The sequence below is a fragment of the Pseudosulfitobacter pseudonitzschiae genome (genome assembly GCF_900129395.1).
Taxonomy (GTDB): Bacteria; Pseudomonadota; Alphaproteobacteria; order Rhodobacterales; family Rhodobacteraceae; genus Pseudosulfitobacter; species Pseudosulfitobacter pseudonitzschiae.
In genome coordinates this window covers 590745-616247 of the sequence record NZ_FQVP01000003.1, presented here as the reverse complement: position 1 = coordinate 616247, position 25503 = coordinate 590745, and the positions used below count along the sequence as shown (strand labels likewise).

At 61.5% G+C, this 25503-nt stretch carries 27 protein-coding genes; 15 read left to right on the top strand and 12 right to left on the bottom strand.

Annotation, left to right across the window (positions count from 1 at the left end):
* Nucleotides 1-11: 11 nt before the first annotated feature.
* On the bottom strand, nt 12-395 hold the full coding sequence (locus tag BUC08_RS11175; RefSeq protein ID WP_037923783.1) for a GtrA family protein: 384 nt from the start codon (nt 393-395) through the stop codon (nt 12-14).
* A 3-nt stretch (nt 396-398) separates the two neighbouring features.
* Nucleotides 399-1349, bottom strand: a complete 951-nt coding sequence (locus BUC08_RS11170) for a glycosyltransferase family 2 protein (protein WP_037923785.1) — start codon at nt 1347-1349, stop codon at nt 399-401.
* A 164-nt stretch (nt 1350-1513) separates the two neighbouring features.
* Here BUC08_RS11170 and BUC08_RS11165 point away from each other — a divergent pair, with 164 nt between their 5' ends.
* Nucleotides 1514-1840 carry a PRC-barrel domain-containing protein gene (locus tag BUC08_RS11165; protein WP_037923788.1) on the top strand — a complete coding sequence of 109 codons (327 nt, stop codon included), beginning with the start codon at nt 1514-1516 and terminating at the stop codon, nt 1838-1840.
* A gap of 214 nt (nt 1841-2054) precedes the next feature.
* Here BUC08_RS11165 and BUC08_RS11160 read toward each other — a convergent pair whose 3' ends face one another.
* Together BUC08_RS11160 and BUC08_RS11155 are read right to left on the bottom strand one after the other, a co-directional pair.
* A complete protein-coding gene (locus BUC08_RS11160; protein ID WP_037923790.1) occupies nt 2055-2744 on the bottom strand; it encodes a D-lyxose/D-mannose family sugar isomerase in 690 nt (229 codons plus the stop codon).
* An 18-nt stretch (nt 2745-2762) separates the two neighbouring features.
* Nucleotides 2763-3950: an ROK family transcriptional regulator gene (locus BUC08_RS11155; RefSeq protein ID WP_037923793.1), complete on the bottom strand. Its 1188-nt coding sequence runs from the start codon at nt 3948-3950 to the stop codon at nt 2763-2765.
* 164 nt (nt 3951-4114) lie between these two features.
* Between BUC08_RS11155 and BUC08_RS11150 the strand changes: the two genes are divergently transcribed.
* The 6 genes from BUC08_RS11150 (at nt 4115) to BUC08_RS11125 (ending at nt 9284) form a co-directional block, all read left to right on the top strand.
* Entirely contained in the window at nt 4115-5134 is a 1020-nt protein-coding gene (locus BUC08_RS11150; protein ID WP_037923795.1) for a sugar ABC transporter substrate-binding protein, read from the top strand.
* 104 nt (nt 5135-5238) lie between these two features.
* Nucleotides 5239-6300: an ABC transporter permease gene (locus BUC08_RS11145; protein WP_037923798.1), complete on the top strand. Its 1062-nt coding sequence runs from the start codon at nt 5239-5241 to the stop codon at nt 6298-6300.
* Nucleotides 6300-7064, top strand: a complete 765-nt coding sequence (locus tag BUC08_RS11140; protein ID WP_037923800.1) for an ATP-binding cassette domain-containing protein — start codon at nt 6300-6302, stop codon at nt 7062-7064. Before BUC08_RS11145 ends, BUC08_RS11140 begins: the two co-directional genes overlap by 1 nt.
* An 11-nt stretch (nt 7065-7075) precedes the next feature.
* Entirely contained in the window at nt 7076-7729 is a 654-nt protein-coding gene (locus tag BUC08_RS11135) for a nucleoside/nucleotide kinase family protein (protein WP_234973754.1), read from the top strand.
* A 4-nt stretch (nt 7730-7733) separates the two neighbouring features.
* Nucleotides 7734-8663, top strand: coding sequence for a carbohydrate kinase family protein (locus BUC08_RS11130; protein WP_037923803.1), 930 nt, complete (start codon nt 7734-7736; stop codon nt 8661-8663).
* Nucleotides 8664-8933: 270 nt separating this feature from the next.
* Complete coding sequence (locus BUC08_RS11125) at nt 8934-9284, top strand: hypothetical protein (RefSeq protein ID WP_037923806.1); 351 nt, start codon at nt 8934-8936, stop codon at nt 9282-9284.
* Nucleotides 9285-9661: 377 nt separating this feature from the next.
* Here the strand turns inward: BUC08_RS11125 and phnF are convergent, their stop codons facing one another.
* Nucleotides 9662-10372 carry a phosphonate metabolism transcriptional regulator PhnF gene (phnF, locus tag BUC08_RS11120; RefSeq protein WP_037923808.1) on the bottom strand — a complete coding sequence of 237 codons (711 nt, stop codon included), beginning with the start codon at nt 10370-10372 and terminating at the stop codon, nt 9662-9664.
* Between the two features lie 106 nt (nt 10373-10478).
* On the opposite strand from phnF, the gene phnG reads away from it, so the two are divergent.
* The 8 genes from phnG to BUC08_RS11080 all read left to right on the top strand — a co-directional run bounded on the left by phnG (nt 10479) and on the right by BUC08_RS11080 (nt 16914).
* Nucleotides 10479-10934, top strand: coding sequence for a phosphonate C-P lyase system protein PhnG (gene phnG / locus BUC08_RS11115; protein WP_037923810.1), 456 nt, complete (start codon nt 10479-10481; stop codon nt 10932-10934).
* Nucleotides 10934-11494, top strand: coding sequence for a phosphonate C-P lyase system protein PhnH (gene phnH / locus BUC08_RS11110; RefSeq protein ID WP_037923812.1), 561 nt, complete (start codon nt 10934-10936; stop codon nt 11492-11494). Before phnG ends, phnH begins: the two co-directional genes overlap by 1 nt.
* Nucleotides 11494-12666, top strand: coding sequence for a carbon-phosphorus lyase complex subunit (locus BUC08_RS11105; RefSeq protein ID WP_081855339.1), 1173 nt, complete (start codon nt 11494-11496; stop codon nt 12664-12666). Before phnH ends, BUC08_RS11105 begins: the two co-directional genes overlap by 1 nt.
* 183 nt (nt 12667-12849) lie before the next feature.
* Nucleotides 12850-13719, top strand: coding sequence for an alpha-D-ribose 1-methylphosphonate 5-phosphate C-P-lyase PhnJ (locus BUC08_RS11100; RefSeq protein WP_037923814.1), 870 nt, complete (start codon nt 12850-12852; stop codon nt 13717-13719).
* On the top strand, nt 13716-14486 hold the full coding sequence (gene phnK, locus BUC08_RS11095) for a phosphonate C-P lyase system protein PhnK (protein WP_028958398.1): 771 nt from the start codon (nt 13716-13718) through the stop codon (nt 14484-14486). Before BUC08_RS11100 ends, phnK begins: the two co-directional genes overlap by 4 nt.
* Before the next feature lie 51 nt (nt 14487-14537).
* Nucleotides 14538-15221, top strand: a complete 684-nt coding sequence (phnL, locus tag BUC08_RS11090) for a phosphonate C-P lyase system protein PhnL (protein WP_037923816.1) — start codon at nt 14538-14540, stop codon at nt 15219-15221.
* Nucleotides 15218-15772, top strand: coding sequence for a phosphonate metabolism protein/1,5-bisphosphokinase (PRPP-forming) PhnN (gene phnN, locus BUC08_RS11085; RefSeq protein WP_037923818.1), 555 nt, complete (start codon nt 15218-15220; stop codon nt 15770-15772). The genes phnL and phnN overlap by 4 nt, the downstream gene beginning before the upstream one ends.
* Complete coding sequence (locus BUC08_RS11080) at nt 15769-16914, top strand: alpha-D-ribose 1-methylphosphonate 5-triphosphate diphosphatase (protein ID WP_037923820.1); 1146 nt, start codon at nt 15769-15771, stop codon at nt 16912-16914. The genes phnN and BUC08_RS11080 overlap by 4 nt, the downstream gene beginning before the upstream one ends.
* A gap of 620 nt (nt 16915-17534) precedes the next feature.
* Here BUC08_RS11080 and BUC08_RS11075 read toward each other — a convergent pair.
* The 7 genes from BUC08_RS11075 to BUC08_RS11045 all read right to left on the bottom strand — a co-directional run bounded on the left by BUC08_RS11075 (nt 17535) and on the right by BUC08_RS11045 (nt 25382).
* Entirely contained in the window at nt 17535-18461 is a 927-nt protein-coding gene (locus BUC08_RS11075; protein WP_037923822.1) for a Csu type fimbrial protein, read from the bottom strand.
* A complete protein-coding gene (locus BUC08_RS11070; protein ID WP_037923824.1) occupies nt 18458-20893 on the bottom strand; it encodes a fimbria/pilus outer membrane usher protein in 2436 nt (811 codons plus the stop codon). The genes BUC08_RS11075 and BUC08_RS11070 overlap by 4 nt, the downstream gene beginning before the upstream one ends.
* A gap of 73 nt (nt 20894-20966) precedes the next feature.
* Nucleotides 20967-21419: a fimbrial biogenesis chaperone gene (locus tag BUC08_RS11065; protein WP_051539754.1), complete on the bottom strand. Its 453-nt coding sequence runs from the start codon at nt 21417-21419 to the stop codon at nt 20967-20969.
* A gap of 14 nt (nt 21420-21433) precedes the next feature.
* Nucleotides 21434-21928, bottom strand: a complete 495-nt coding sequence (locus BUC08_RS11060) for a Csu type fimbrial protein (protein WP_081855340.1) — start codon at nt 21926-21928, stop codon at nt 21434-21436.
* A 370-nt stretch (nt 21929-22298) separates the two neighbouring features.
* Nucleotides 22299-23609, bottom strand: a complete 1311-nt coding sequence (locus BUC08_RS11055) for a TRAP transporter large permease (RefSeq protein ID WP_037923830.1) — start codon at nt 23607-23609, stop codon at nt 22299-22301.
* A complete protein-coding gene (locus BUC08_RS11050; protein WP_037923833.1) occupies nt 23602-24153 on the bottom strand; it encodes a TRAP transporter small permease in 552 nt (183 codons plus the stop codon). Before BUC08_RS11050 ends, BUC08_RS11055 begins: the two co-directional genes overlap by 8 nt.
* Before the next feature lie 74 nt (nt 24154-24227).
* Nucleotides 24228-25382: a C4-dicarboxylate TRAP transporter substrate-binding protein gene (locus tag BUC08_RS11045; protein WP_037923836.1), complete on the bottom strand. Its 1155-nt coding sequence runs from the start codon at nt 25380-25382 to the stop codon at nt 24228-24230.
* Nucleotides 25383-25503: the final 121 nt, after the last annotated feature.

Genomic DNA, 25503 nt, shown 5'->3' with positions numbered 1-25503 from the left:
ATAAACTGCCTTCAGGTCGAGGGATGGGAAAAGACCCAGAGGGTCATGAGAACAAAATTCTGAACCGGCAGGATCACCGTCACAGCGGCGGCGGCGAACCAGTCGTCCAGCGCCAGAGCCGGCGCGACAAGGCCCGTGATCAAGGCCGACGTTATCAAACCGCACCCGGCCATGATGCCAAAACGCAAAATTTGCGCGGGGTTCGCCAGGTCCTTTTGAAAGGTAAACCTTGCCTGTCCGCCGTATTGCGCCGCAATCGCCAGCCCAAAGGCCAGCACATTGGCCACCCCGCGTGGCATCCCGATGTGCAGGAACGCAAGGTACAGCACGACATAGAGCCCGGCGATCAGGACGCCAACCAGCGCAAAGCGCGATATGCGATGGGTGTGGCTCACGGCTCAGATCACCTTGCGCAGCGGCAGCACGTCGGCGGCGCGCGTGTCTTCGGACACGAAATAAAGCGGGCGGTTCTTGGCCTCGACGTACAGCCTGCCGATGTATTCACCCAGGATGCCCAGTGTCAGCAGTTGCACGCCCGAAAACAGGCTGATGGCCAGCACAACGGACGCCCAGCCCGGCGCTGTCTGGTAGACGATCAGCGAATGCAGCACATAGATCATCATCAGCGCGGAAAAGCCCAGGCTGGCAAAAGACATGCGCGTCGCGAACTTGAGCGGCTTGGTGGAAAAGGCGGTCATCGCATCGACGGCAAACCGCACCATCTTGCGCAGCGGGTATTTCGTTTCGCCCATCGCGCGCGGCGCGCGGGTGTATTCGATGCCGATCTGTTTGAACCCCGCCCAGGCGAACATGCCCCGCACGAAACGTGCACGCTCCGGCATCGACAGAACCGCATCCAGCGCCTTGCGGCTGACCAGACGAAAGTCGCCCGTGTCGCGGGGAATGTCGACGTCGGACATGGCATTCAACACTCGGTAAAAGGCCCAGGCGGTTGCGCGTTTGAACACCGTCTCGCCCTGACGTTCGCAGCGGCGGCCGTAGACCACGTCATAGCCGCGGTCCATCATGCCCATCATATCGCCCAACAGTTCGGGCGGGTCCTGCAAATCGGCGTCCAGCATAAAGATCCGCTCGCCCTGCGCCGCCTCAAGCCCGGCGGTCAGCGCCACCTGGTGCCCGCGGTTCGCAGACAGACGCAAACCGCGCAATTGTTTGCAGCTCTGCTGCGCCGTCTGGATCGCAGCCCATGTGCCATCGGTCGAGCCGTCGTCGACCAGCAAAATCTCGGCGCGGTCCTGATAGGGCGCAACCGCCAGCGCCAGCCGTTCGACCAGATGCGGGATCGACGCCTCTTCATTCATGCAAGGCACAACAACAGAGATCAACATAACAGCCACCTTTCGTTGCTTGCCGGAGTAGCGGTGAAAAGTGACCGGAATGTGGGCGCAATTGGGCCGTTTCAGGAAACAATGGGTTTCAGGTCTGAATCTCGCGGGCGGAACATCCCAGCGCGACCAACGTTAAAATCCTGACCGACCAAAGGAGAAATCACATGCTAAAAAGCCTGATCGTTGCCGCCGTCACCCTCCCCCTCGCCAGTGTCGCGATTGCGCAGACGGCGAATGTTTCCGGCTATACCAACATCGACGACATTGATGTCATCGGAAGCGATGGTGGCAAGATCGGCGAAGTTGAAACTGTCCTGGTTGACGACGCTGGCATGCCTGTCGCCGTGGTCGTCGAAATCAACAACGGCTTTCTCGACCTCGGAGACTCGGACGTCATCATGCAGATGGACACCCTGACATGGAAAGACGGACGCTATGCGACGACCATGACATCTGAAGACATCGGTGGTCTTCCGATGTGGGACGACTGATCTACAAGCTTAGCAAGCGCATTGGGGGCCGTGAGTGCGGCCCTCTTTGTTATGCAGCCCTAAGATCGCGCGCCAATTCTTGGCGACCGATTTCAATGCGAACTGTGCAACTGGAAATCGCGTCAAAAATTGGACGCGGGGGCTGCTTTAAGCGCACTTCCACTTTGTCCGCGTCAAAATCATGGATAGCGAGCCGCCCATTTTGATCGGATGGTTATCCGATGAGGTGCGCCGGATAGTCGCTGACCAACAGGTGCGCAGGGTTTGCATCCTCTTCGATCTGCGAAAAACGCGTGATCGGTTGGTGGAAGATATTGTCGGTCTCATCATCATTGACGGTGCTGACCTCGCCGATCAGGACGTCCGCATCTTCGGCCCAGAACGCATGCCAGTCACCGGGGCGCAGCGTGATGCTTTCGCCGGGCGCGAGCCGCAGTTTGTCGCCCGCCTTGAACGGAACCACGAGCCCATCGCACATGACCGCACCGCCGCCCTGCGGGTCCAACTGCCCCGTGGCATCAGAACCGAAAAGCTCGACCACCAATGTGCCGCCAGCACGGTTGATGATGTCTTCGGCTTTCACCCTATGTGTGTGCATCGGAGAGAGCTGGTCCCGCCGCGTTATCAGCAGTTTCTCGGCGTAGCACATGCCACGCCCGGCGTTCAGATCACTCAAAAGACCGTTGCGCAGAGTGAACAGAACCAGGCCCATCTCATCAAAACGTCCGGCGCCATAGTCGGTGACATCCCAACCGCAGCGTGATCGGATCAGATGCGCGGCATTGTCCTGACGCGCGACAAATTCGGCCGGAGACCACTGCGCAAAGGGCGGCAGGCTGAAACCGTGCCGTTCAAAAAACGCACGCGCCTCTTCAAGAAGTGCATTAATCTCAGACCGCTTCATTCCCATAAGTCCTGTCCGTCAGGCGAGATGCGTCGTTGTGAAAAACTGGCTGTAGATCGGGTCACAGGCAGCGCCGATTGCGCGTGCCTCGCCTCCGATGACGCCCTCTGCGACATCCGGCACAAGCAATCCGCGGCTGTCTTCATTCGGGAGTTTTTCGCGCACGGCTTCGACCAGACGGTGGCGCACATCCTCGGGCAACGCACCATCAATGATCACTGCCTCAAAGTCGATGACCGCACAGGCGGACATGCAGGCCTGCGCGATCGCATAAGCCGCAGCGTCGATCCAATCGCTGACCTCTTCTTCAAAGCCGGACCAGTCCTGCGGTTGCTTCCAAAGGTCACGATAATCCTTTCCGGCCTTGGCAAGGGCGGTTTCAAGAACATGAACAGAAGCCACATCAAGCAGCTGTTGGGTTCGGCCGGCACGGTCCCCGACCCGCAGCGGGGCGAAGGAGCCTGCATTGCCCCGGCTGCCTTCGTACACGGACTGGTTCAGAACGATACCGCCCCCGATAAAAGTCGAGACGAAGAAATAGGCATAATCGTTGAATTCCCGCCCCCTCCCATAGACCTGCTCGGCCCAGCACGCGCTTGTCGCGTCGTTCAGCATGAACACCGGCAGATCGGTGAAGCGGGCGATTTCACGTTCGAACGACAGATCTTTCCAGGACAAAAATTCGTCCGGTGTGTTGCCGTCCGAGGCCCCCCATTTCCAGATCTCGAACGGCGCTGCGATGCCAAAGCCGCATAGCCGTTCAGCAGCCTTTGCACCAAGTTCCTCAAGAGCATCGACATAGCTTGCCTCCAGAAAGGCAAAGACGGTCTGCGGGATGGCGATATCGTAGGTCAGGTTGCGCTTGAACAGGGTCTTGCCGCAAAAATTCAGAACAATCAGATCACAGCTGCGCCGCCCCAGCTTGCACCCGACAGAGAGCGCGCCGAGAGGGTTCAGCGTGATCGGGATCGAAGGCTTGCCAACCTTACCGCGCACCGGTTTGCCCTGCCGGGTCAGCCCATCGCTTTTCAGCTTGCGTAAAATGACCGAAATCGTCTGTGCGGACAGTCCGGTTTGCCGCGCCAGATCGCTGCCGGGCATCGCGCCGTTGCGCTGTAGAAGAGACAGGATAGCCCGCTCGTTCGGGCTGCGCAGCCGCTTGTCATCTGCGCGGCTCGCGACGCCTATAGCTTTTATCTGGTTCATCAACTGCGCCCACGCAACTCCGGTTCCACTTGGCAAATTTCCACTGGCGCAATTAATAAGTCAAGATGATTTATTAATTGACAGAATGAGGCTTTCCATGAATTTTGATCCCATCGCGACGCTCCGATTCGTGACGTTGGTCGAAACATTCTGGGAGGAATATCATGAAGAAACTTATCGCTGGGACAGCGTTGGGTCTGATCGCCATGGCAGGCACGGCATCGGCCGACGCACATTCTGTATCTGCCTGTCTGATCACGAAAACGGACACAAACCCCTTCTTCGTGAAGATGCGCGAAGGCGCGCAAGCCAAGGCCGAAGAACTGGGCATGGAGCTGAACACCTACGCAGGCAAGATCGACGGTGACCACGAAACCCAGGTTGCCGCCATCGAAACATGCATCGCCAACGGCGCAAAAGGGATACTTCTGACGCCTTCGGACACCTCGTCGATCGTGCCCGCCGTGCAGCAGGCCCGCGATGCGGGTATTCTCGTGATCGCGCTGGACACGCCGCTTGATCCGATCGACGCCGCCGACATGACCTTTGCAACCGACAACTTTCTCGCCGGTGAGCTGATCGGCCAGTGGGCAGCCGCCGCTTTGGGTGATGGCGCTGCAAATGCAAAGATTGCCATGCTTGATCTTGCCGTCAGCCAACCGACCGTTGGCGTTCTGCGCGATCAGGGCTTCTTGCAAGGCTTTGGCATCGACCTTGGCGACCCCAGCAAATGGGGCGATGAGACCGATCCGCGCATCGTCGGCAACGACGTCACCGCAGGCAACGAGGAAGGTGGCCGAAAGGCAATGGAGAACCTTCTGGCGCAGGATCAGGACATCAACGTTGTCTACACCATCAACGAACCAGCCGCAGCCGGTGCCTATGAGGCGCTCAAGGACATTGGCCGTGAAAACGACGTGCTGATCGTTTCCGTCGATGGCGGGTGCCCCGGTATCCAGAACATCGAAGATGGCGTCATCGGGGCCACATCCCAGCAATACCCGCTGTTGATGGCCTCCAAGGGGATCGAAGCGATTGCGGCCTTCGCCAAGGACGGCACAAAGCCACAGGCGACAGAGGGCAAGGATTTCTTTGACACCGGCGTGGCACTGGTCACCGATCAGCCGGTCGAAGGTATCGACAGCATCAGCGTCGCCGAAGGCAAGGACCTTTGCTGGGGCTGATCCTCGCAAACGGAACCTGAACACTTCTGCCGGGCGGATACAATCGCCCGGCACCTACCTCGCACGCGAGGCTCCAGACACAGTCGAATGAATGGGAGCGGGCAATGTCCACCGGAGATAATTACGAGGCTGCAGCCTCGAACAGCGCGACCGATGTCGCCCGTTTCGATGAAACCTCTTCCGGATTTGTCGGAAAGATCCATCACGCATTGCATGTGACGCCTGCACTTGTCCCGCTGATCGTCCTTTTGGCTTCTATCGTTGTTTTCGGGCTGCTGCTGGGGTCAAAGTTCTTTTCGCCCTTCGCGCTGACGCTCATCTTGCAGCAGGTGCAGATCGTCGGGATCGTCGCCGCAGCGCAAAGCCTTGTCATTCTGACAGCGGGCATTGACCTGAGCGTCGGCGCAATCGCCGTCATCTCGTCTGTGGTGATGGGTCAGTTTACCTTTCGCTACGGATTGCCGCCGGGACTCGCAGTTGCGTGCGGCCTTGGCTTTGGCACGCTGATCGGCACGATCAACGGCTGGCTCGTGGCCGTGATGAAACTGCCCCCTTTCATCGTCACGCTCGGCATGTGGCAGGTAGTTCTGGCGGCCAACTTCCTCTACTCGGAAAATGAGACAATCCGCAGCCAGGAGATCGCAACGCAAGCGCCCCTGCTCCAGATCCTGGGCACGAAATTCAACGTCGGCGGTGCGATTTTCACGCTCGGTGTGATCTTCCTGCTGGTTCTGGTCTTTTTGCTGGCCTACGTGCTCAAGCACACCGCCTGGGGCAGGCATGTCTACGCTGTCGGTGACGACCCCGACGCGGCCGAACTGTCCGGCGTTAATGTAAAGGGAACGATCATCTCGGTTTACGCCCTCGCAGGCCTGATCTGCGCCTTCGCGGGCTGGGCCCTGATCGGGCGCATTGGCTCGGTATCCCCGACCTCCGGCCAGTTGCTCAATATCGAAAGTATCACCGCTGTTGTGATCGGCGGGATTTCCCTTTTCGGGGGCCGCGGGTCGATCCTCGGCACATTTTTCGGGGCTCTGATCGTCGGGGTCTTTACGCTGGGTCTGCGTCTGGCGGGCGCGGATGCACAATGGACGTATCTGCTGATCGGTCTGCTGATCATCGCCGCCGTGGCAGTCGACCAATGGATTAGAAAGGTAGCAGCCTGATGGAACCGATGTTGAAAGCCCGCGGACTGGTCAAACGCTACGGCAAGGTTACGGCCCTTGATCACTGCGATTTCGATTTGATGCCAGGTGAGATCCTTGCGATCATCGGCGACAACGGTGCGGGCAAAAGCTCGTTGATCAAAGCGATCTCGGGCGCCGTTGTTCCGGATGCGGGCACTGTCACGCTTGAGGGCAAAGAGATTCATTTCCGCTCTCCGATCGATGCGCGCAATGCTGGTATCGAAACAGTCTACCAGACCCTTGCCATGTCACCTGCCCTGTCGATTGCCGACAACATGTTCATGGGGCGGGAATTGCGCAAACCGGGGTTTCGCGGCTCGGTCCTGCGACAGCTTGACCGCAAGCGCATGGAAGAAGTTGCCCGCGAAAAGCTGTCAGAGCTTGGATTGATGACGATCCAGAATATCAACCAGGCGGTGGAAACCCTGTCAGGCGGTCAGCGCCAAGGCGTCGCCGTGGCCCGCGCGGCGGCATTCGGCTCCAAGGTCATCATCCTGGATGAACCGACAGCCGCCCTGGGGGTGAAGGAAAGCCGTAAGGTCCTTGAGCTTATCCTCGAGGTCAAAAGCCGCGGTATTCCGATCATCCTGATTAGCCATAACATGCCCCACGTGTTCGAGGTCGCCGATCGCATTCACGTTCACCGCCTTGGCAAGCGGTTGTGCCTGATCGATCCCAAAGAGCATTCGATGTCTGACGCAGTGGCCTATATGACAGGTGCCGCCGTGCCCGAAGCCGCATAGGCAGCGGTCCCGTGCTCACAGATCTGTTCAAGAGGATCAAGGCGACACCTTTCACCGGAAAGCGGCGGTTGGTCGCCCTGGTCGGCGCGCCGGCAAGCGGAAAATCGACACTGGCAGAAGCCCTCGCCCAAATGGACCCGTCCATCCAGGTCGTCCCGATGGACGGCTTTCATCTCGACAATTCCATCCTTTCCGAGCGCGGGATATTGCACCGCAAGGGCGCGCCAGAAACCTTTGATGCGGCGGGGTTCGTTCACCTGGTCAGACGGCTCAGGACAGAGGACGGTGTCGTCTTTCCCCACTTTGACCGATCCCGTGACCAATCCATTGCCGGTGCAGGTGCGGTGCGGCCGGAGACCGAAACGATCCTCGTGGAAGGCAACTATCTGATGCTGGATATCGCGCCCTGGCAAAAGCTTGCGCCCCTGTGGGACCTCTCCGTCAAGATCGATGTCCCGCTTGCGGTGTTGCGACAACGCCTGCTGCAACGCTGGACGGATCATGGCTACACTCAGGCGGAAGCGGCAGGGAAAGCGGATGGCAACGATTTGCCAAACGCGACATTCGTGCTTGAGAACAGCCTGCACTGCGATGTCGTGGTGACCGCGGATCAGGTCACCGACGCACCACCCTCCCCGCCAACACCCACTCACAAGGTCGAATGATCCGATGATTTTATGCTGTGGTGAAGCTTTGATCGATATGATCCCCGCTCCGACCCTTACGGGCGCGCAGGGGTTTGTGCCGCACGTCGGCGGGGCCATATTCAACACCGCCATCGCGCTGGGGCGGCTCGGCGCGCCGACCGGGATGCTGACCGGTCTGTCGACGGACCTGTTCGGCCAGCAGCTTGCCGCAGAGCTTGAAGCCAGCCAGGTCGACACCTCCCGGATCATCACCTCCAGCCGTCCGACGACGCTTGCCTTTGTGCAGCTCGACGGCGGTCACGCGACTTACACCTTCTTCGACGAACGCTCTGCGGGGCGGATGCTGACACCCCGGGACATGCCAAGCCTGAACGCCGACATATGCGCGCTCTACCTTGGCGGGATCAGCCTCGCGTGTGAACCGGGCGCCGATGCTTATGCGGCGCTGCTGAGACACGAGGGGCCGCACCGTCCCGTCATGATCGACCCGAATATCCGCCCGGGGTTTATCGACAATGTTCCCGCGTTCCGGTCGCGCCTCGAAGAGGCCATGACCTTTGCCGATATCATCAAGGTGTCCGACGAAGACCTTCACTGGCTTGCACCAGAGCCTTCGTCACTGGCGGATAAAGCCCGCTCATTGCTGCAAAAAGGACCTGTCGCAGTGATCCTGACGCGTGGCGCGGACGGCGCAACCGGCTATCTGAGAACGGGCGCTGAAATCCATGTGCCCGCCATCCGGGCCAAGGTTGTGGACACGGTCGGTGCCGGGGATACGTTCAACGCGGGCGTTCTCGCATATCTTCATGAAAACGGACATCTGACCACATCGGGTGTCTCGGACGTGTCGGCGGAAACCCTTCAACACGCGATCGCATTTGGTGCGAAAGTTGCAGCAATGACAGTATCGCGCGCCGGAGCAAATCCACCTTGGGCCAGCGAAATCAAATGAAAGCGCCGGTTTGACAGCTCGCGCGGCGGTAGATCCTGACCTGCGCGGTCCTGTTGTTGGAGCCCAGCCCCTTCAAAGCAAGCTTGGGCGCGGTAGCCGTCCAACCATGCTTCCGTAACATCGCAAGTGGGTTGTGAGCCCTGATCGACGATGGGCCAAGGCGGCGATACGCACTTAGGCACCTTTTCGCTGAGGCTCCGCTTGGATGGCAACACTTTGCAGTAGCAATGGTTATCCTAGTGTCACAGCAGAACGAAACGGAGTTACATCATGAGACGGTTATTGGTTCTTTTCGCGGTCGCGGTGGCCTCCGTCGGGGTGGCTGCCGAAGCAGGCAGCCACAAAACCGGAAAAGAGCACTCGGGCGGTGCGTACAAAACAATCAATTGCCCTCCCGGTCTGGCTAAAAAGAACCCGCCGTGCGTGCCGCCTGGCCAAGCCCGCAAGTACAACCGTGGAGACGTGATCAATGGAGATTACATAATCATCCGCGATCCAGGGCGGTACGGGCTTGATCGCGGCCAGACCTACTATCGGGTGGGTGATTATGTCTATCGCGTAGATCGCGATACGCGCGAGGTGCTGGACTTGATTGGAGCGGTCGCGCGCATCCTGAACTAATGTGCGAATGCACAACTTTGGCTTGCAGACTTCTATCCGGGGCGGACCGACACGCAACCGGGATTGAACATTTATGGCTGGGAGACCGAGCCGTGGTCTGACGGCCGCGCAGCTGTCAATATGAAGCACGCCATCCGCTTAGCCGACCCTTGCTACGCCACGTGGCAAGGGTTTGGAAATCCCCGCTCTGTTTGAATTCACCGGCTCCAAAACCTCGGAGTTGCAACGAAAGGGAGAGATCGCGGGCGACTGTGCCACAGAACACCTCGGCGGGTCGCGTCAAGTAGCCAACTTTGCAAATGGCGCTATCTGCCCATCGTGCCAATAGTCCAAGACGCGCCAAACGCCCGCATTCCGCCCAAACGCCCAACGCCCCCCTACTCCCCCTCCAGCGTCAGCGTAATCCGGTCCCCCGCGAACCATGTGTTCCCGAACTCCACCGGCACGCCCTCGACGTCCACGTTGATGCTGATCGCGTGCAGGACCGGTGCGCCCTCGGCGATGCGCAAGTGCAGGGCCTGGGTCGCCGTGGCCAGTTTCGCCTTTAGCCGCGTCGATGCGCGGGTGTAATCCGCCACGCCGCCGCGCAGCAGGGCCGCCGTGATGGACCGCAGTTCGTGCAGGTCTGCGGGCAGATCGGGAAAGCGGGCTGCCGGAAAGGCGCTGCGCACCAGCCCCACGGGTTGCCCGTCGGCCAGCGACAGCCCCTGGTAGTCATGCACCATCGCCCCCGCCTGCAGCTTCAGCGCCCTGGCCTCTGCCGCCGTGACCGTGCGGGTTTCCAGCGACAGGATTTCCTTGGCGGGCACCCGCCCGGCCAGCGTCAGGTTCTGGTGAAAGCGCACCCGTTTGCCGATGGGGTAATCCGTCGGCACCTGCGTCACGAACACCCCCGCGCCACGCCTTGCATAGACCACCCCCTCCTCGGCCAGCGCGCCCAACGCGTGACGCACCGTGTGGCGGTTCACGCCAAAGCGCGCGGCCAGGGCCGCCTCGGTCGGCAGCTTGTCCCCTTGGGCGAACTGCCCGGCGGCAATTTCGTCGCGCAGGTGGGTGGCGATGGATTTCCAGATCGGGGTGCGGGCCATGGGTGTCACCAAAACTTCACAGAAGGGGGGATTGCGGTGCAGGGCAGAATCAGCGATAGATTTGTCTAGTTGTATAGGAACCTAGACAAATCGGCAAGGTGTCTACATGAATGAAAAAACCGACCCAAACGCCGCCCGCAAGGCATGGCTGGGCCTCTTGGCTCGCTGCCGGGCGGCTGACCTCAACGCGCTGTGGGCAGGTGCGGCACTGGCCCCCGACCACACCGTGCTGCGCGCGCCCGAGGTGGGCAGCGTCATGGTGCGGGGCCGTGCCGGTGCCGTGGGCAGTGCCTTTAACCTTGGCGAAGTCACCGTCACCCGCGCATCGGTGCGGCTGGCATCGGGCGAGGACGGGCACGGCTATGTGCAGGGCCGCGACAAGCTCAAGGCGACGCAGGCGGCGCTGATTGATGCGCTGATGCAGACCGCGCAGGCCGATGCGATCCGCGCCGCTGTGCTGGACCCGCTGCAAGACAAGATGGCCCAGACCCGCGCCACCCGCAGCGCCAAGGCGGCGGCCACCAAGGTCGAGTTTTTCACCATGGTCCGAGGAGAAGACTGATGCAGGCTGACGCACTCTCTGGCGGTTTTGCCAATGCCCCCATCGACGCCGCCCACGCGTTTCGCCACATCATGCAGGTGATGGCCGAACCGGGGCGGATCGAAACCGTGACCGGCGGCACGCCGCCCGCACCGCTGTCCCAAGCGGCGGGGATCGTTTTGCTGACGCTGTGCGATCCGGAAACGCCGGTGTTTCTGGCGCCCTCCCGCGACAAAAAGGCCGTGCGCGACTGGATCACATTCCACACCGGCGCGCCGTTTTGCGGGGCCGGGGACGCAGCCTTTGCCGTCGGCACCTGGGACGAACTGACCGGCCTGCCCTTTCCCATCGGCACGGCAGAGTATCCCGACCGGTCCACCACGCTGATCGTCGAATGCGAGGCAATCACCAACACCGACGCCACCCTGCGCGGGCCGGGGATCAAGGACAGCGCCACGCTGTCACTGCCCGAAACCGCCGCCTTTCAGGCCAATGCGAAACTGTTTCCGCTGGGTCTGGACCACATTCTGACCGCAGGCGACCAAGTGGCCGCCCTGCCCCGAACCACAAAGGTGTCGTAATGTATGTAGCCGTCAAAGGCGGAGAGCGGGCGATTGACGCGGCCCACGCATGGCTGGCCGAAGAGCGGCGCGGCGATGCGTCGGTCGAGGAATTGTCGGTGCCGCAAATCCGCGAACAGCTCAAGCTGGCCGTCAACCGCGTCATGGCCGAAGGGTCGCTTTATGATCCCGACCTGGCCGCGCTGGCGATCAAGCAATCGCGCGGTGATCTGATCGAGGCGATTTTCCTGATCCGCGCCTATCGCACCACCCTGCCGCGCTTTGGCGGGTCGGTCCCAATCGACACCGAAGCCATGGCCTGTGACCGCCGTGTCTCAGCCACGTTCAAGGACGCGCCGGGTGGGCAGATGCTGGGGCCGACATTCGACTACACGCACCGGCTGCTGGATTTCAAACTGGTCGCCGAAGGGGACGTGCCCGCCGCCGAAGAGGCCGAGGCGCGCGATGCGCAGACACCGCATATCATGAGCTTTCTCGACCGCGAGGGACTGATCCAGACGGAAGAAGACAGCGACACCACGCCGCCGGACCTGACCCGCACACCGCTGGAACTGCCCGCCACGCGCGATCTGCGGCTGCAATCGCTGACCCGTGGCGATGAAGGGTTCATCCTTGGCATGGCTTACTCCACCCAGCGCGGATACGCGCGCAACCACGCCTTTGTGGCGGAATTGCGCATCGGGGTGGTGCCGGTGGAGATGGACATTCCCGAACTGGGGTTCGCAATCGAAATCGGCGAGATCGAAGTGACCGAATGCGAAACGGTCAACCAGTTCCAAGGATCAAAGACCCAACCGCCGCAGTTCACCCGCGGCTATGGGCTGGTGTTTGGCATGTCGGAACGCAAGGCGATTTCGATGGCGCTGGTGGACCGCGCGCTGCGCTGGAAAGAGCTGGGCGAGGACAACCTTGGCGCGCCGGCGCAGGACGAGGAATTCGTGCTGTACCATGCGGATAATATTCAGGCGACGGGGTTCCTGGAGCACATCAAGCTGCCCCATTACGTCGATTTCCAATCGGAACTGGAGTTGATCCGCAAGCTGCGGCGTGAGGCGCAGGCGAACACCGCCCCGCAAACTGATACCTTAGATGCCTCCCCTCTCGGCGGTGAAACCGCCTGCCGGGCAACGGGCGGAAGTTTTCCCGGCAAGATGAAGGAGGCTGCGGAATGAGCATTACCTCTCAATCTTGCGTCCGGCGGAACGCCGGACAGCCCCCGGCCGCCCCCGTTTTGCCAAAGGCAAACCTGAGGTTTGACGGCGGGGGCTTAACCCCCACCCGCGGCCGGAAGCTGCCCTTAGTGGCAAGTCCGTCGGGCCAAGCGAATTTCACCCTTTCCTGGGAAAGAAACTCTCATGACTGACTATAACTTTGCCTATCTGGACGAACAGACCAAGCGGATGATCCGCCGTGCGATCCTCAAGGGGCTGGCGATACCGGGCTATCAGGTCCCCTTTGCCAGCCGCGAAATGCCGATGCCCTATGGCTGGGGCACGGGCGGGGTGCAGGTATCTGCCGCCGTCCTGACGCCCGAGGACACGTTCAAGGTGATCGACCAGGGGGCCGATGACACCACCAACGCCGTTTCGATCCGCCGGTTTTTCGAGAAGACAGCAGGCGTGGCCGTGACCGAAGCGACGGCCGAGGCCAGCGTGATCCAGACCCGCCACCGCATCCCCGAGGAGACCCTGCGCGAAGACCAGATCTTGGTCTATCAGGTACCGATCCCCGAGCCGCTGCGCTTTCTGGAGCCGTCCGAGGTGGAGACCCGAAAGATGCACAGCCTGGAAGAATACGGCCTGATGCATGTGAAGCTGTACGAGGACATCAGCCAGCACGGCGCGATTGCCACGGCCTATGCCTATCCGGTGAAGGTCGAGGGGCGCTATGTGATGGACCCCTCGCCCATTCCGAAATTCGACAACCCCAAACTGGAAATGGCCGCGATCCAACTGTTCGGCGCGGGCCGCGAGCAGCGGATTTACGCGGTGCCGCCCTATAGCAAAGTCGTCAGTCTGGATTTCGAGGATTTCCCCTTCGAGGCCAGCAAGGCCGACCATGCCTGCGATCTGTGCGGCGCCACCGAAAGCTATCTGGACGAGTTGATTGTCGATGACGACGGCGGGCGTCTGTTCATGTGTTCGGACACCGATTATTGCCAGGGCCGCCGCGCGGCGGGGCATGTGGGCGCGCAAGGCGTCCCGATCAAGGAGGACGCGGCATGACACCGCTTTTGCAGGTAGAAGGCGTGGCCAAATTCTATGGCGCGCGGGTGGGATGTACGGACGTGTCGTTCGATCTGTACCCCGGAGAGGTCATGGGGATTGTCGGTGAAAGCGGGTCGGGCAAGTCGACCTTGCTGAACTGTCTGGCGGGGCATCTGACGCCCGACGCAGGTGCCGTGCGCTTTGACACCAAGACCGATGGCTTGCGCGACACCGTGACCATGCGCGAACCGGAACGGCGGATGCTGGGGCGCACCGACTGGGCGTTCGTGCACCAGCACGCCCGCGACGGGCTGCGCATGAATGTCAGCGCGGGCGGCAACGTGGGCGAGCGGCTGATGGCCGTGGGCGCGCGCCATTATGGCAGCATCCGCGACACCGCGACCGACTGGCTGGGTCGTGTCGAGATCAACGCCGACCGCATCGACGACCGCCCCACCGCCTTTTCGGGGGGCATGCAACAACGGTTGCAGATTGCGCGCAATCTGGTCACCGGGCCACGGCTGGTGTTCATGGACGAACCCACCGGCGGGCTGGACGTGAGCGTGCAGGCGCGGCTGCTGGATCTTTTGCGCGGGCTGGTCCGCGAGATGGGGTTGAGCGCGATTATCGTGACCCATGATCTGGCTGTGGTGCGGCTGCTGGCGGACCGGCTTATGGTGATGAAAGACGGCCATGTGGTCGAGACCGGGCTGACCGACCAGGTTCTGGACGATCCGCAACATGCCTATACGCAGTTGCTGGTGTCGTCCGTGTTGCAAGTTTAGGGCAGGTTTCACAGTGAAATCTTTTCCATTTATTAACAGTAGGTTAAAAAGATGATCCAAGTTGAGAACCTGTCCAAGTCCTTTACCCTGCACAATCAGGGCGGCACGGTCATTCCGGTGATGGAGGGGGCTGCCTTTGACGTGGCGGCGGGCGAATGTGTGGGGCTGATCGGAGCATCGGGGGCGGGAAAATCCACGCTGATGCGGATGCTCTATGGCAACTACCTGGCCGCCTCGGGGCATATCCGCATTGGCGGTGTGGACGTGGCCACGGCGGAACCGCGCGAGATACTGGGACTGCGGCGCGAAACATTGGGCTATGTCAGCCAGTTCCTGCGGGTGGTGCCGCGTGTGTCGACGCTGGACGTGGTGGCCGAGCCGCTGTTGCGCACGGGCCACGCGCTTGACGCAGCACAGGCCCGCGCGCGCGACCTGCTGGCGCGGCTGAACATTCCCGAACGGCTGTGGGGGCTGAGCCCGACGACGTTTTCGGGTGGCGAACAGCAACGGGTGAACATCGCGCGCGGCTTTGCCTATGACTATCCAGCGCTGTTGCTGGACGAGCCCACGGCCAGTCTGGACGCCACCAACCGCGAGGTCGTGCTGACGCTGATCGAGGACGCCAAGGCGCGGGGGGCGGCAATTGTCGGCATTTTCCACGACGAGGCCGCGCGGGACCGTGTCTGTGATCGGGTGATTGATGCGGCGGCCTTTACCCCCAGGTCATCGGCATGAGCGGGCGGATGATTGCCGTGGTCGGCCCCTCGGGTGTCGGCAAGGACACGGTGATGCAGGCGCTGGTCGATGCGGCGCCGCAACTGTCGCTGGTGCGCCGCGTGATCACCCGCGCGGCGGACGCGGGCGGCGAGGACTTTGACGCGGTGAGCGTGCCGATGTTCATGGGCATGCAGGCGGCGGGCGAATTTGCGCTGAGCTGGCAGGCGCACGGGCTGCGCTATGGTATTCCGGCCACCGTGGACAGGGAGTTGAAGCAGGGCCGTGACCTGCTGGTGAACCTGTCGCGTTCGGTGCTGCCAGCCGCGCAGGCGCGGTTCGGGGCGATGCCGGTGCTGTTGCTGACCGCCAGCCCCGCCGTGCTGCGTGCCCGCCTGATGGCGCGGGGGCGCGAGGCGGGCGCCGAGATCGACGCACGGCTGGCGCGCGCGGGCTTTGCCCTGCCCGGTGGCATCGCCGCAATCCATATCGACAATTCCGGCCCGATCGCCGACACCGTACGGCGGGCGCTGGCGGCCCTTTACCCACAGAAAGACGTGACACTGACATGACCCAAGAGACCGTATTGACCAACGCCCGTGTGGTGCTGCCCGACGATGTGATCACCGGCACCGTGGTGCTGCGGGATGGCAAGATTGCCGATGTGGCCTCGGGCGGGACCGGCGTTGCGGCGGCGCAGGATTGCGAGGGGGATTTTGTGGCCCCCGGGCTGATCGAGTTGCACACCGACAATCTGGAACGCCACATGGTGCCGCGCCCCAAGGTCGACTGGCCGCACCGTGCCGCCATCCTGGCCCACGACCGCGAACTGGCGGGCACCGGGATCACAACCGTCTTTGACGCCATCCGCGTGGGGTCGATCCTGTCGGGGGATCACAAACGCTATGGCAAATACGCGCGCCAGATGGCGGATGAGATTCTGGACATGCGCAACCGGGGCGCGCTGAAGATCAGCCACCATATCCACCTGCGTGCCGAGATCTGCTCGGAGACTTTGGAGGAGGAACTGGGCGAGTTCGGGGCGGACGACAAGGTGGGGATCGTGTCGTTGATGGACCACACGCCTGGCCAGCGGCAGTTCCGCGACGTGTCGAAATTCGAGACCTATGTGCGCGGCAAGCACAATATGCAGGCCGAGGGTTTTGCCGAATATGTCGAGTTCCTCTACGGGCTTCAGGCGCAGCTGGGCGCGAAACACGAGGCGGCGGCGGTCGCGGCGGCGGCGCGTTATGGCGCAACGCTGGCCAGCCATGACGACACCACGGCGGATCAGGTGGCGGCCAGCCATGCGCACGGTGTTGCGGTTGCGGAATTCCCCACCACGGTCGAGGCGGCGCAGGCCTGCCGCGCGGTGGGCATTGCCAACATCATGGGCGCGCCCAACCTGGTGCGCGGCGGGTCGCATTCGGGCAACGTGGCCGCGCACGAACTGGCACAGGCGGGGTTGCTGGACATCCTGTCGTCGGATTACGTCCCTGCGGCGCTGTTGCAGGCGGCGGTGCAACTGGCGGATGTGTGGGATGACATGGCCCGCGCAATTGCCACGGTGACAGCGACACCCGCGCGGTCTGTCGGATTGTCGGACCGGGGCGAAATTGCGGTGGGCAAACGGGCCGACCTGATCCGCTTTGGCCTGCTGGAAGGCGCACCATTGGTACAGGCCGTGTGGTCAGAAGGACGGCGGGTGGCCTGAGGGGGGAGCTGGCGGGGGTTTGACGGTGTGCCCCGGGGGCTGGCACGGGAATCTATTTGTTAGCTAAATTTTTCCTCAACAGGCCGATAAGTTCTGCGTGATCAGCGTCAATTCGTCGTTTGAGAAGTCTTTCTTCGACCAATTTTTTTCCAGCGGAAGTCCGGTATCTAATAGAAATCACGTCTTTTGATGAGTCAACCACCTCGACTATCATTTCCCACGGAAGGAATAGTTTACGAACCCAACATATCGTCAAACCCTCGTGGGATACTTGCAAGAATGCTCCGGAATTTCTCAATATCGCAAACCGCAATAGTATTTTCGCAAGAAAATACAAAGTACCTATCGCAATCAAAGTGTTACTGGTCGCGTATGCAAGTGCAATCGTCAACAAAATGAACACGAGCGAGATTACGTTTCCACGTTTAATACGCGTTCTGCTTAGTTCGGACAGCGGAAACTGCTTATTCATGCTTGACTATCCCTAAAACGAGTTTTCGCCACCGATTTCGGGCTAAGTGCCAAGGTTAAACCCAAAAGTGCTCTGGAGGTAAAGCGCCGCCTGATTATTGCGTTTGTTTAACTTGCTGGTCGACTCTTTGGCGCCCTGCTCTGTCCCCTCAATAATTCACCGTCACCACCACATTGTCCGTGTAGACCCCCACATAGGCGTTCTGACCTGCGGGAATGCGGCCGTAGACGGTGAACACATTGTCGGTGCCGGTGCCGTAGCCCACGGCGCGGGTGCTGGCAGTGTCGCCCCAGGGGGCCGAGCGGCCTGCGTCGCGGTACAGTCCGTAAGACAGTGTTTCGGTGCCGTTGCGCAGGATGCGGTTGGCGGTTTCGCCGCTTTGGCCGGCGCCCAGCGACACCGTGTAATTGGTGTCGGACGTGCAGCGCACGGTGATCGACGACGATGCATCCTTGGGCTGCTGGATGCTGCTGGAGATGATGCCGAAGGCCAGCGGCGACACCACCAGTTCGCAGCTGGGCACCACCTGGGCGCTGACAGTGAAGGGGGGGACCGTCGCGGCCTTGCCCGGCAGGTCGCAGGCGATCAGGCCGTATTTCATCGAGATGTCGGCGCTGCCCGAAAAGGTCGAGCTGTAGCTGCCGCTGCCCACCGACACGCTGCGGCTGGTGACGTCGGCATAGACCGGCACCTGGGCGCTGCCCGAGCCCAGGACCATCACCACCGGCACGTAGATCTGTTCGAGCACGCCAAAGCCTTCGCCGTAGCCCAGCGGGCGCAGCTGGTAGGACAGGATCTCGCCGGAGACGCCGCGCATATAGCGGGGGTTGTTGCCGCTGCTGGCACCGCCCTGCCCTGCACCAAAGCTGAGACATACGCCGACCACATCGGCCAGCTCTCCCCGGCACTCGACCGTGATCGTTCCCGAGGTGCGGTTGGTGGCCCCGCTGCGCACCGAGATGGAACCGAAGTTGATGTTGCTGACCGAAGCCGTGCACGCCGCCTGTGCCGCGCGTGGGGCCATCACCATGCAGGCCAGCAGCAGGGCCGCGCATAGGGGCAAAAAGCGGGTCATTTGCAGGTCACCGGGTCGATCATGTCCTGCATGGCGGCGGTCTTTTGATAGGAGAACCGGGCGGTGCAGGTCTGCCCCTGGTGGCGGACCTTGACCGTATTGTTGCGTTTGACCCCTTCCAGCCAGACGACACCGTCATAGCCCACGATGAATTCATCCTCGGACCCGTTCAGGAAGGCGGCTGCGCCCGTGGGCAGGACCGTACCATTCGCATCACGCAGCACGGCCAGCACAGAGGGTGCGTCGTTGCCGTCAAAGCGGACCAGCTCGCCGGAATTGCGTCCCGGTATGATGTCGACCGCCGTGACCCCGACGGTGGCGTCGGTGGGCAAATCGTTGACGTTGATCGACACCCGGCTGCGCTGGTGCGAGGCGGCGCCGGTGATGACGGCCACGCCCTTGCCATTGGTGCGCGCGATGGGGCGGTTCTGCAGATAGACCGGCACATCCGCCACACCCACGTCAACGATGGCAAAGCCGTCGGTGACCGTGTTGCCCGCCGCGATGCGCCCGCCAGTGTAGACGATCGACCCTTCGGCGTCACCACGGATATAGGTGGTGTCGTCGGAGAACTTGATGTCGCCCCCGACCTTGCCATAGCGGCCACGATAATCGCCGCGCGCGCCTGCAAGGAAGGTGCTGCCCTGTTTTTCAAGCTGTGCAGCATAGCCGATGTCGCCCACGTCCTCGCCCAGCGGTTTGGCCACATAAAGGCTGGCGGTTTGTGCGCCGGTCTCGTCACGGCCGGCCCCCGACCGCAGGTGGGTGCGGTTGCCCAGCGGCATCGACAGGTTCAACGCGAATTTCTTGTCATCCGTGTCGAAATTGCGCGATCCGGTCACGCTGAGCGATCCGCGCCCGCCTTTCAGGCTGTGACCAACCGACAGGGACACGATGCGGTCGGTCGACGTGGCGCGTTCGGAATGGACATAGTTGATGCCCAGTTTCGAGCCCGCGCGCGCCAGCGGCACCGACAGGCTGACCACATCCAGCGCGCGGGGCGTTTCCAGCAGCGAATTGCCGCCCGCCGCGATCAGGTCGAGGCCGGTGACCGAGGCCAGATCGGCAAAGCCGTCCTGCGAGCGCATGGTCGAGGCATTCAGGTCCACGCCTGCAACGGTGGTGCGCACGGTGGCATGGAAAAACCCGGCGGTTACGTCGTTGAACTGGCTGGCCCCTGCGGTCATCGACACTTCGCCCAGCGAGAACGGCACGAAATTCGCGCCAAGCCCCAGCAGGGTCAGGTCGGATGTGGTCTCGAAATGGCCTTCGAGCGTCACTTTCTCGGACCAGCCATAGCGCAGGCTGCCCGAGACGATCAGGTCATCTCCGTAGCTGTTGTTCGCGGTGCCGTAATCCTCGCGGGCAAAGCCCACTTCGAGCGCATAGTCCGCCATGCCCGGTTTGATCAGGTTGCGCGCGGTGAAGAAAGACACGCGGCGGCGTTCCTCGCGGCCCTGTTCGTCGCGCACGACGATGGTCGCGTCCCCCGCCCCGGTGTGCAGCGGCAGATCCTCGATGCGGAAGGGTCCGCTGTCGACATTGGTGGAATAGGCGCGGTTGTTGTCGATGAATACATCAACCGTCGAAGGCACGGCGGCAGCGCCTGCGAAGGTCAGAAGCTGGTCCTTGACCAGATCGCTGCGCAGGCCGAAATCGCGGCGTACCTGAAAGCCGCCCATGCGGATCGGGCGGCTCCATTGCAGGCCCGAGGTGGTCACATCACCAAAGGTATAGGTCAACGCGCGCTTGGTATCGACCACCTCGAAGTTGGTCTCGAAGCGCAGGAATTTGCGGTCGTCGGCAGAGGCGCCTGCAAAGCGATAGAGACCGGTGGTGTTCAGCGTAACCCAGGGCGAGAAAACGCGGGCGTCCAGGGCAGCGCTGACGTTGTTCATGTCCAGCCCCGAAAGGTCGCCCGTGGCGCTGAAGTCTGCGGCGACGTTGTAGTTCAGCACAGCGCCGGAGGATCGGTCGGGAGTTTCAAAGGCCGGCGTGCTGGCGGCGGAAATCACGCGCGGTTCCAGCACCTGGAAAGGCGCTTCGATATATATCTTTTGCGCGGTGGCGTCGTAGTTGAAGCTGAGCCCCGGAATACTGTCGAGATAGACGGTGGCGCCCAGCCCCGGCGGTGCCTTGATTCCGATCTCTTCCAGTTCGCTGCGGGTCGAGGACAGGCGGTTTTCGGCGGGGTGGGCCAGAAACTCGGCGACCATGCCAATCTCGCGGCCATTGATCAGCACAAACAGGAACAACGGTGTGTCCTGCCCCAGATCCGAGAACCCGTCCGAGATGACAGCCGTGACATCAACAGATGTCGCCTGTGTCACCTCGGTGGAGGGTTCATAGCCGTCGATGGTTTCGGGCATTGCGAACACAGGTCCGCAAAGCCCGCCCATCAACAGTGCGAGTGTAAGGCGTTTGTGCGCCATGACATGAAAGTCCCGATTGCCTGTGTGGCCTTGACGGCTCTGATTTGCGAAAGGTCGTGTCGTCAGGTCGGGCTTAGCTGAAACACAGCGGGACGGAATGCCGGACCTGCAATTTCACAGCCTGTCCGCTTTGCTCCTTGCCGGGCAGGCGGTCGACCAGAACGCGGTAACATTCCCTGCCGCGCACGGCGCGTTTCTTGGTGCGCACGACGCGTACGGTCAGTTCCTCGCGCGGGTTCAGACGGGCTGCGGGCGGGCTGATGACCACATCGCGTGTGGCCTTCATTTTGCTGGGGTCCTGGCCCTCTTTCCATTCCATCACGCGCAATTGCAGAACCGAGGCTTCCTTGCCGTCTGCTTTCAGCGTCAGGGTGGTCTGGTTCGATGCGGGCACTTCCATACGCGTTGGCGAGACCGACAGGCTTTCGGCAAGGGCCGCGGGCGCGGCCAGCGGGGTCAGCGACAGCAATGCCGCGCCGAAACCGATGGACCGCAGGGCTTTGGTCTTGATGCTCGACTGTTTCATATCCTGTCCTTTCCTCAGTATGTCAGAGTGACAAGAATGGTGTCGGAATACAGACCGGCGTTGTAGCTGCCTGCGGGGATCTGGCCATAGACGGGGATCACCAGCGGGATCGCTGCGGTCACATCGCCCGAATAGATGTTCTCGGCGGCGGCGACGGCGCTGGAATGGCCTGCGTCCGCATAGACCGAATAGGGCAGATAGTTGCCGTCGGTGCTGATCATCCGGCGGGTGCCGCCACTGGCGTTTTCACCGGCCCCCAGCGAGACCGAGATGCCGCTGCGTGTCGAAGTGCAGACGACGGCCAGCGAGCCGGGAACCGCCTGGGAGGTTGGGGCGCTGTTGTCGATGCTGGCAAAGGACAGCGCCGTGGCCGCGTTCAATGTGCAGGTGTCGAGAACGACCGCCGACACGCCGAGGTTGGACGTCACAGTGTCTGCTGCATGGGCGGGCACTGCGACGGCCAACATGGCGCCCATCAGGGCCGCCACTTTAGGGGTAGTGTAGTTCATTTTAACATCTTCCTACTTGTTAACAGCCCGGATCTGCCGGTTGGACCGGATCGGGCGACTGTTTCTATTTCGATAAACTTTGAGGCAAGACTTGGACGCTCGGGGGGAAATGTGCCGAAGCTTGACCGTGCAACGGATCATAAAAACAAGGAGTTTGGCAGCACCCCCGCAATCTCCCTCAGGTTGCGCAGGTGGCGAAATAATCCTGAAATTGAGGCAGAACCGGTAAATATCCTCTGCCGATTGGGATATTGTTCACGTATCGGTGGCAGTCCGAATGCGGCAAAATTGGTACAAATGCCCCGGCACGCACACAAAAGGCGGCTGCATGAAGCAACCGCCTTTTATTCACGAGCCGATGGTCCGCGTTTTATTTGGCAAACATCTCCGGCAGGAACAGGACAATGTCGGGATAGGCGATCAGCGCCGCCACGATCAGCAGATCGATGATGACGAACCAGAACACGCCTTTGAACACCGTGGACAGCGAGGCGATGTTGCCCACCACGCCTTTGATCACGAACACGTTCATCCCCATCGGCGGGGTGATCATCCCGATTTCCAGCAGCTTGACCAGTACCACGCCGAACCACAGCAGGCTAAAGCCGGTTTCGTCCACCAGCGGCAGCACGACGGGCAAGGTCAGCAGCATCGCCCCCACGGGTTCCAGCATCATGCCCAGCAGCAGGTAGACGATCACGATGCCTATCATGATCAGCACCGGCGACACGCCGAACGACAGGATCGACGACGACAGCGCGTCACCGATGCCCGACAGCGCCAGAAAGCGGGTCAGCAGGCTGGCCCCGACGGCGATGATCAGCAGGGCCGCGGTTGTGGTGATGGTTTCGACAATCGCCATGCGCAGCGCCCTCAGCGTCAGCGTGCGATAGACCAGCGCCACCAGCGTGGACAGCGTGGCACCGATGGCACCGGCTTCGGTCGGGGTGAAGACGCCGCCAAAGAGCCCGGCAAAGACGCCGATCACGATCAGCAACACCGGCCAAGTCTGGCCCAGCGCGCGGAACTTTTCGGTGCGGGTGGCCTGGGTGTGGACCGGCGGGGCCAGGTCGGGGTTCAGTTTGACCCGCACCACGATCAGCAGGACATAGGCGATCAGCGTGATGACCCCCACCACCAGCCCGCCCAGGAAAAGCTGGCTGACCGACTGACGCGAGATGATGCCGTAGAGGATCATCAGGATCGACGGTGGGATCAGCGCGCCGATGGTGCCTGCCGCTGCAACCGTACCTGTGGCCAGTTCGGCGCTGTAGCGATGGCGGATCATCTCGGGCACAGCGATCTTGCCCATGGCCGCCGAACAGGCCACGGACGAGCCGGTGACCGCCGCAAAGCCCGCGCAGCCAAAGACCGAAGCGATGGCCAGCCCGCCGGGCAGCCCCGACAGCCAGATCTGCGCCGCGCTGAACAGCCCTTGGGTCAGCTTGGTGTGGTAGCAGATGAACCCCATCAGCAGGAACGCGGGGATCGAGCTGAGCACCCAGCTGTTGGCAAAGTTATAGGGCACGATGCCCAGCGAACCCCATGCGATGTTCCAGTTGAACATCGACCAAAGCCCCGCGAAGGATACGGCGATCAGCGACACGCCGATCGGAACACGCATGAGGATCAGAAAAAACAGGGCGCCGATGAACAGGCCTGCGATTTGAAGTTCAGACATCAGGCGTTTCTTTCGACAGATAGGGGTCTTCGACGGTCAGGATGCTCAGGCCACTGTCGCGGCCAAGGGCCAATGCGATCAGCTTCCACGCCGCCACCAGCGCCATTAGGCCAAAGCCCAGGGGCAGCACGAAATAGGTGGGCCAGATGATCACCTTGCCGCTGGCCTCGATGGAATAGGCGCCGGCGGCGTATTTCGACATGGCTTCCTGCCCTGTGCGCACGGCCACGGCGGCCATCACCACGGCGGTCAGCAGCAGCGCGACAAAGGCCAGAACGCTCTGGACGGAATTGGGCAGCTTTTCGGCCAGCAGTTCCACGGCGATGTGGCTGTCTTTTTCTTCGACCAGCCCCAGCGGCAGGAACGCGATGGCGACCATGTAAAAAGCCGAGACATACAGGATCGTCGCATCAAGCGGCGTCGAGAACATGAAGCGCATCAGCACGTCGATCGTGACGTGGGAGACAAGCAAAAGCACCATGATGCCCGCAATGCCAGAGGCACCGGCGACCAGCCATGAGATAAGCTTTCCAATCGGTTTCATCGCTATGAACATCCTTGTTGGGAAGTACAAAAAGGGGCGCAAGGCCGAAGCCTGCGCCCCTCAGACGGATCGGATTACTGGCCGTATGTGGCCGGATCGACCTTGGAAATCACCTGATCCCAGTACAGCTGTTGCAGCTCTTCCTTGGTCGAGATGTCGGCCACCAGACCGTACCATTTCTCGAGGATCGGTGCGAATTCGGCAGTGATCTCTTCGGCGCGCTCAACGCCGTAGGTGTCCTTGAACAGACCCGATACGGTTTTCAGGTCCTGTGCTGCGAACTCTTTCACAGCCGCCAGAAGCTCGGGCGTGGGTTCGTGGAAGGCAATGCCCAGATCACGCGATTTCTGCACGGCAGCGCTGTCGTCGGTGTAGAAGTTCCACGTGGTCGCCGCGGTCATCGCGTTGCCACCCCACAACAGGGCTTCGCGGTCCTCGTTGCTCATCGCCTTCCAGCGGTCGGCGTTCACGTTGGCCGAGGCCACACCGGCAAAGGCACCGCCAGGCACGTCCAGCGTGATGTCGGTGACGACTTCGTACAGGTTGTAGTTGGTCAACTCTGGTGCGCTGAGCATGGCGCAGTCCAGAATGCCCTGATCCAGCGCTTCGTAAACTTCGTTCACCGGAAGGCGCACGCCTTGGGCGCCGAAATGCTCTGCAAAGCGAACAAATCCCGCGCCACCGGCACGCAGTCGCTTGCCCTTGAGGTCGTCGATGGTGGTGATCGAAGTGTCTTTGCACAGCATATTATAGAGCGGTGTCACGCCGCCACCGGTATAGACCTGGTTCTGTGCCTTAAACTCTTCCAGGCACTCGGGGCAGTTGTTGAATGTATATTCCAGCATCGCGCCGGTGAACGCCAACGGCTCCTTGCCGGTTGGGTTTTCGGCCAGATTGATCAGCAGGTTCTGTTCGTGCAGGAACAGGTTGTTGCTGTATTCGGCGGGGTAATAAGGCGTCAGCACAAAGCCCACGTCGGCCAGGCTGTCGCGCACGCCGGGGCTGGTTTCAGGCAGGCTGAGCAGCGACATCGGGAAACCCGTAACCGTGACATTGTCCCCCGAACGCTCGGCGACGGCGGCGGCGTAATCCTCGACCGCCAGACCGACAGCCGAGTTGGCCGGATAGCCGTAGGCAAAGTTCAGTTTCTCTTTGGCAACAGCGGGTGTGGCTGCAACCAGCACGGCCCCAAGGGTTGCGATGACGGTTTTTGTCGTGGTGCGTTTCATAAATGCTCCTCCCGAGCGATGTCGTAAATACGTGAATGATCTCAGGATTATGGCCCTGCTGCCTCAAGACGGTTCTCCCCTACCGCACTGGCCATAATGTCCCGGGCCTTGTCCCTGCGCT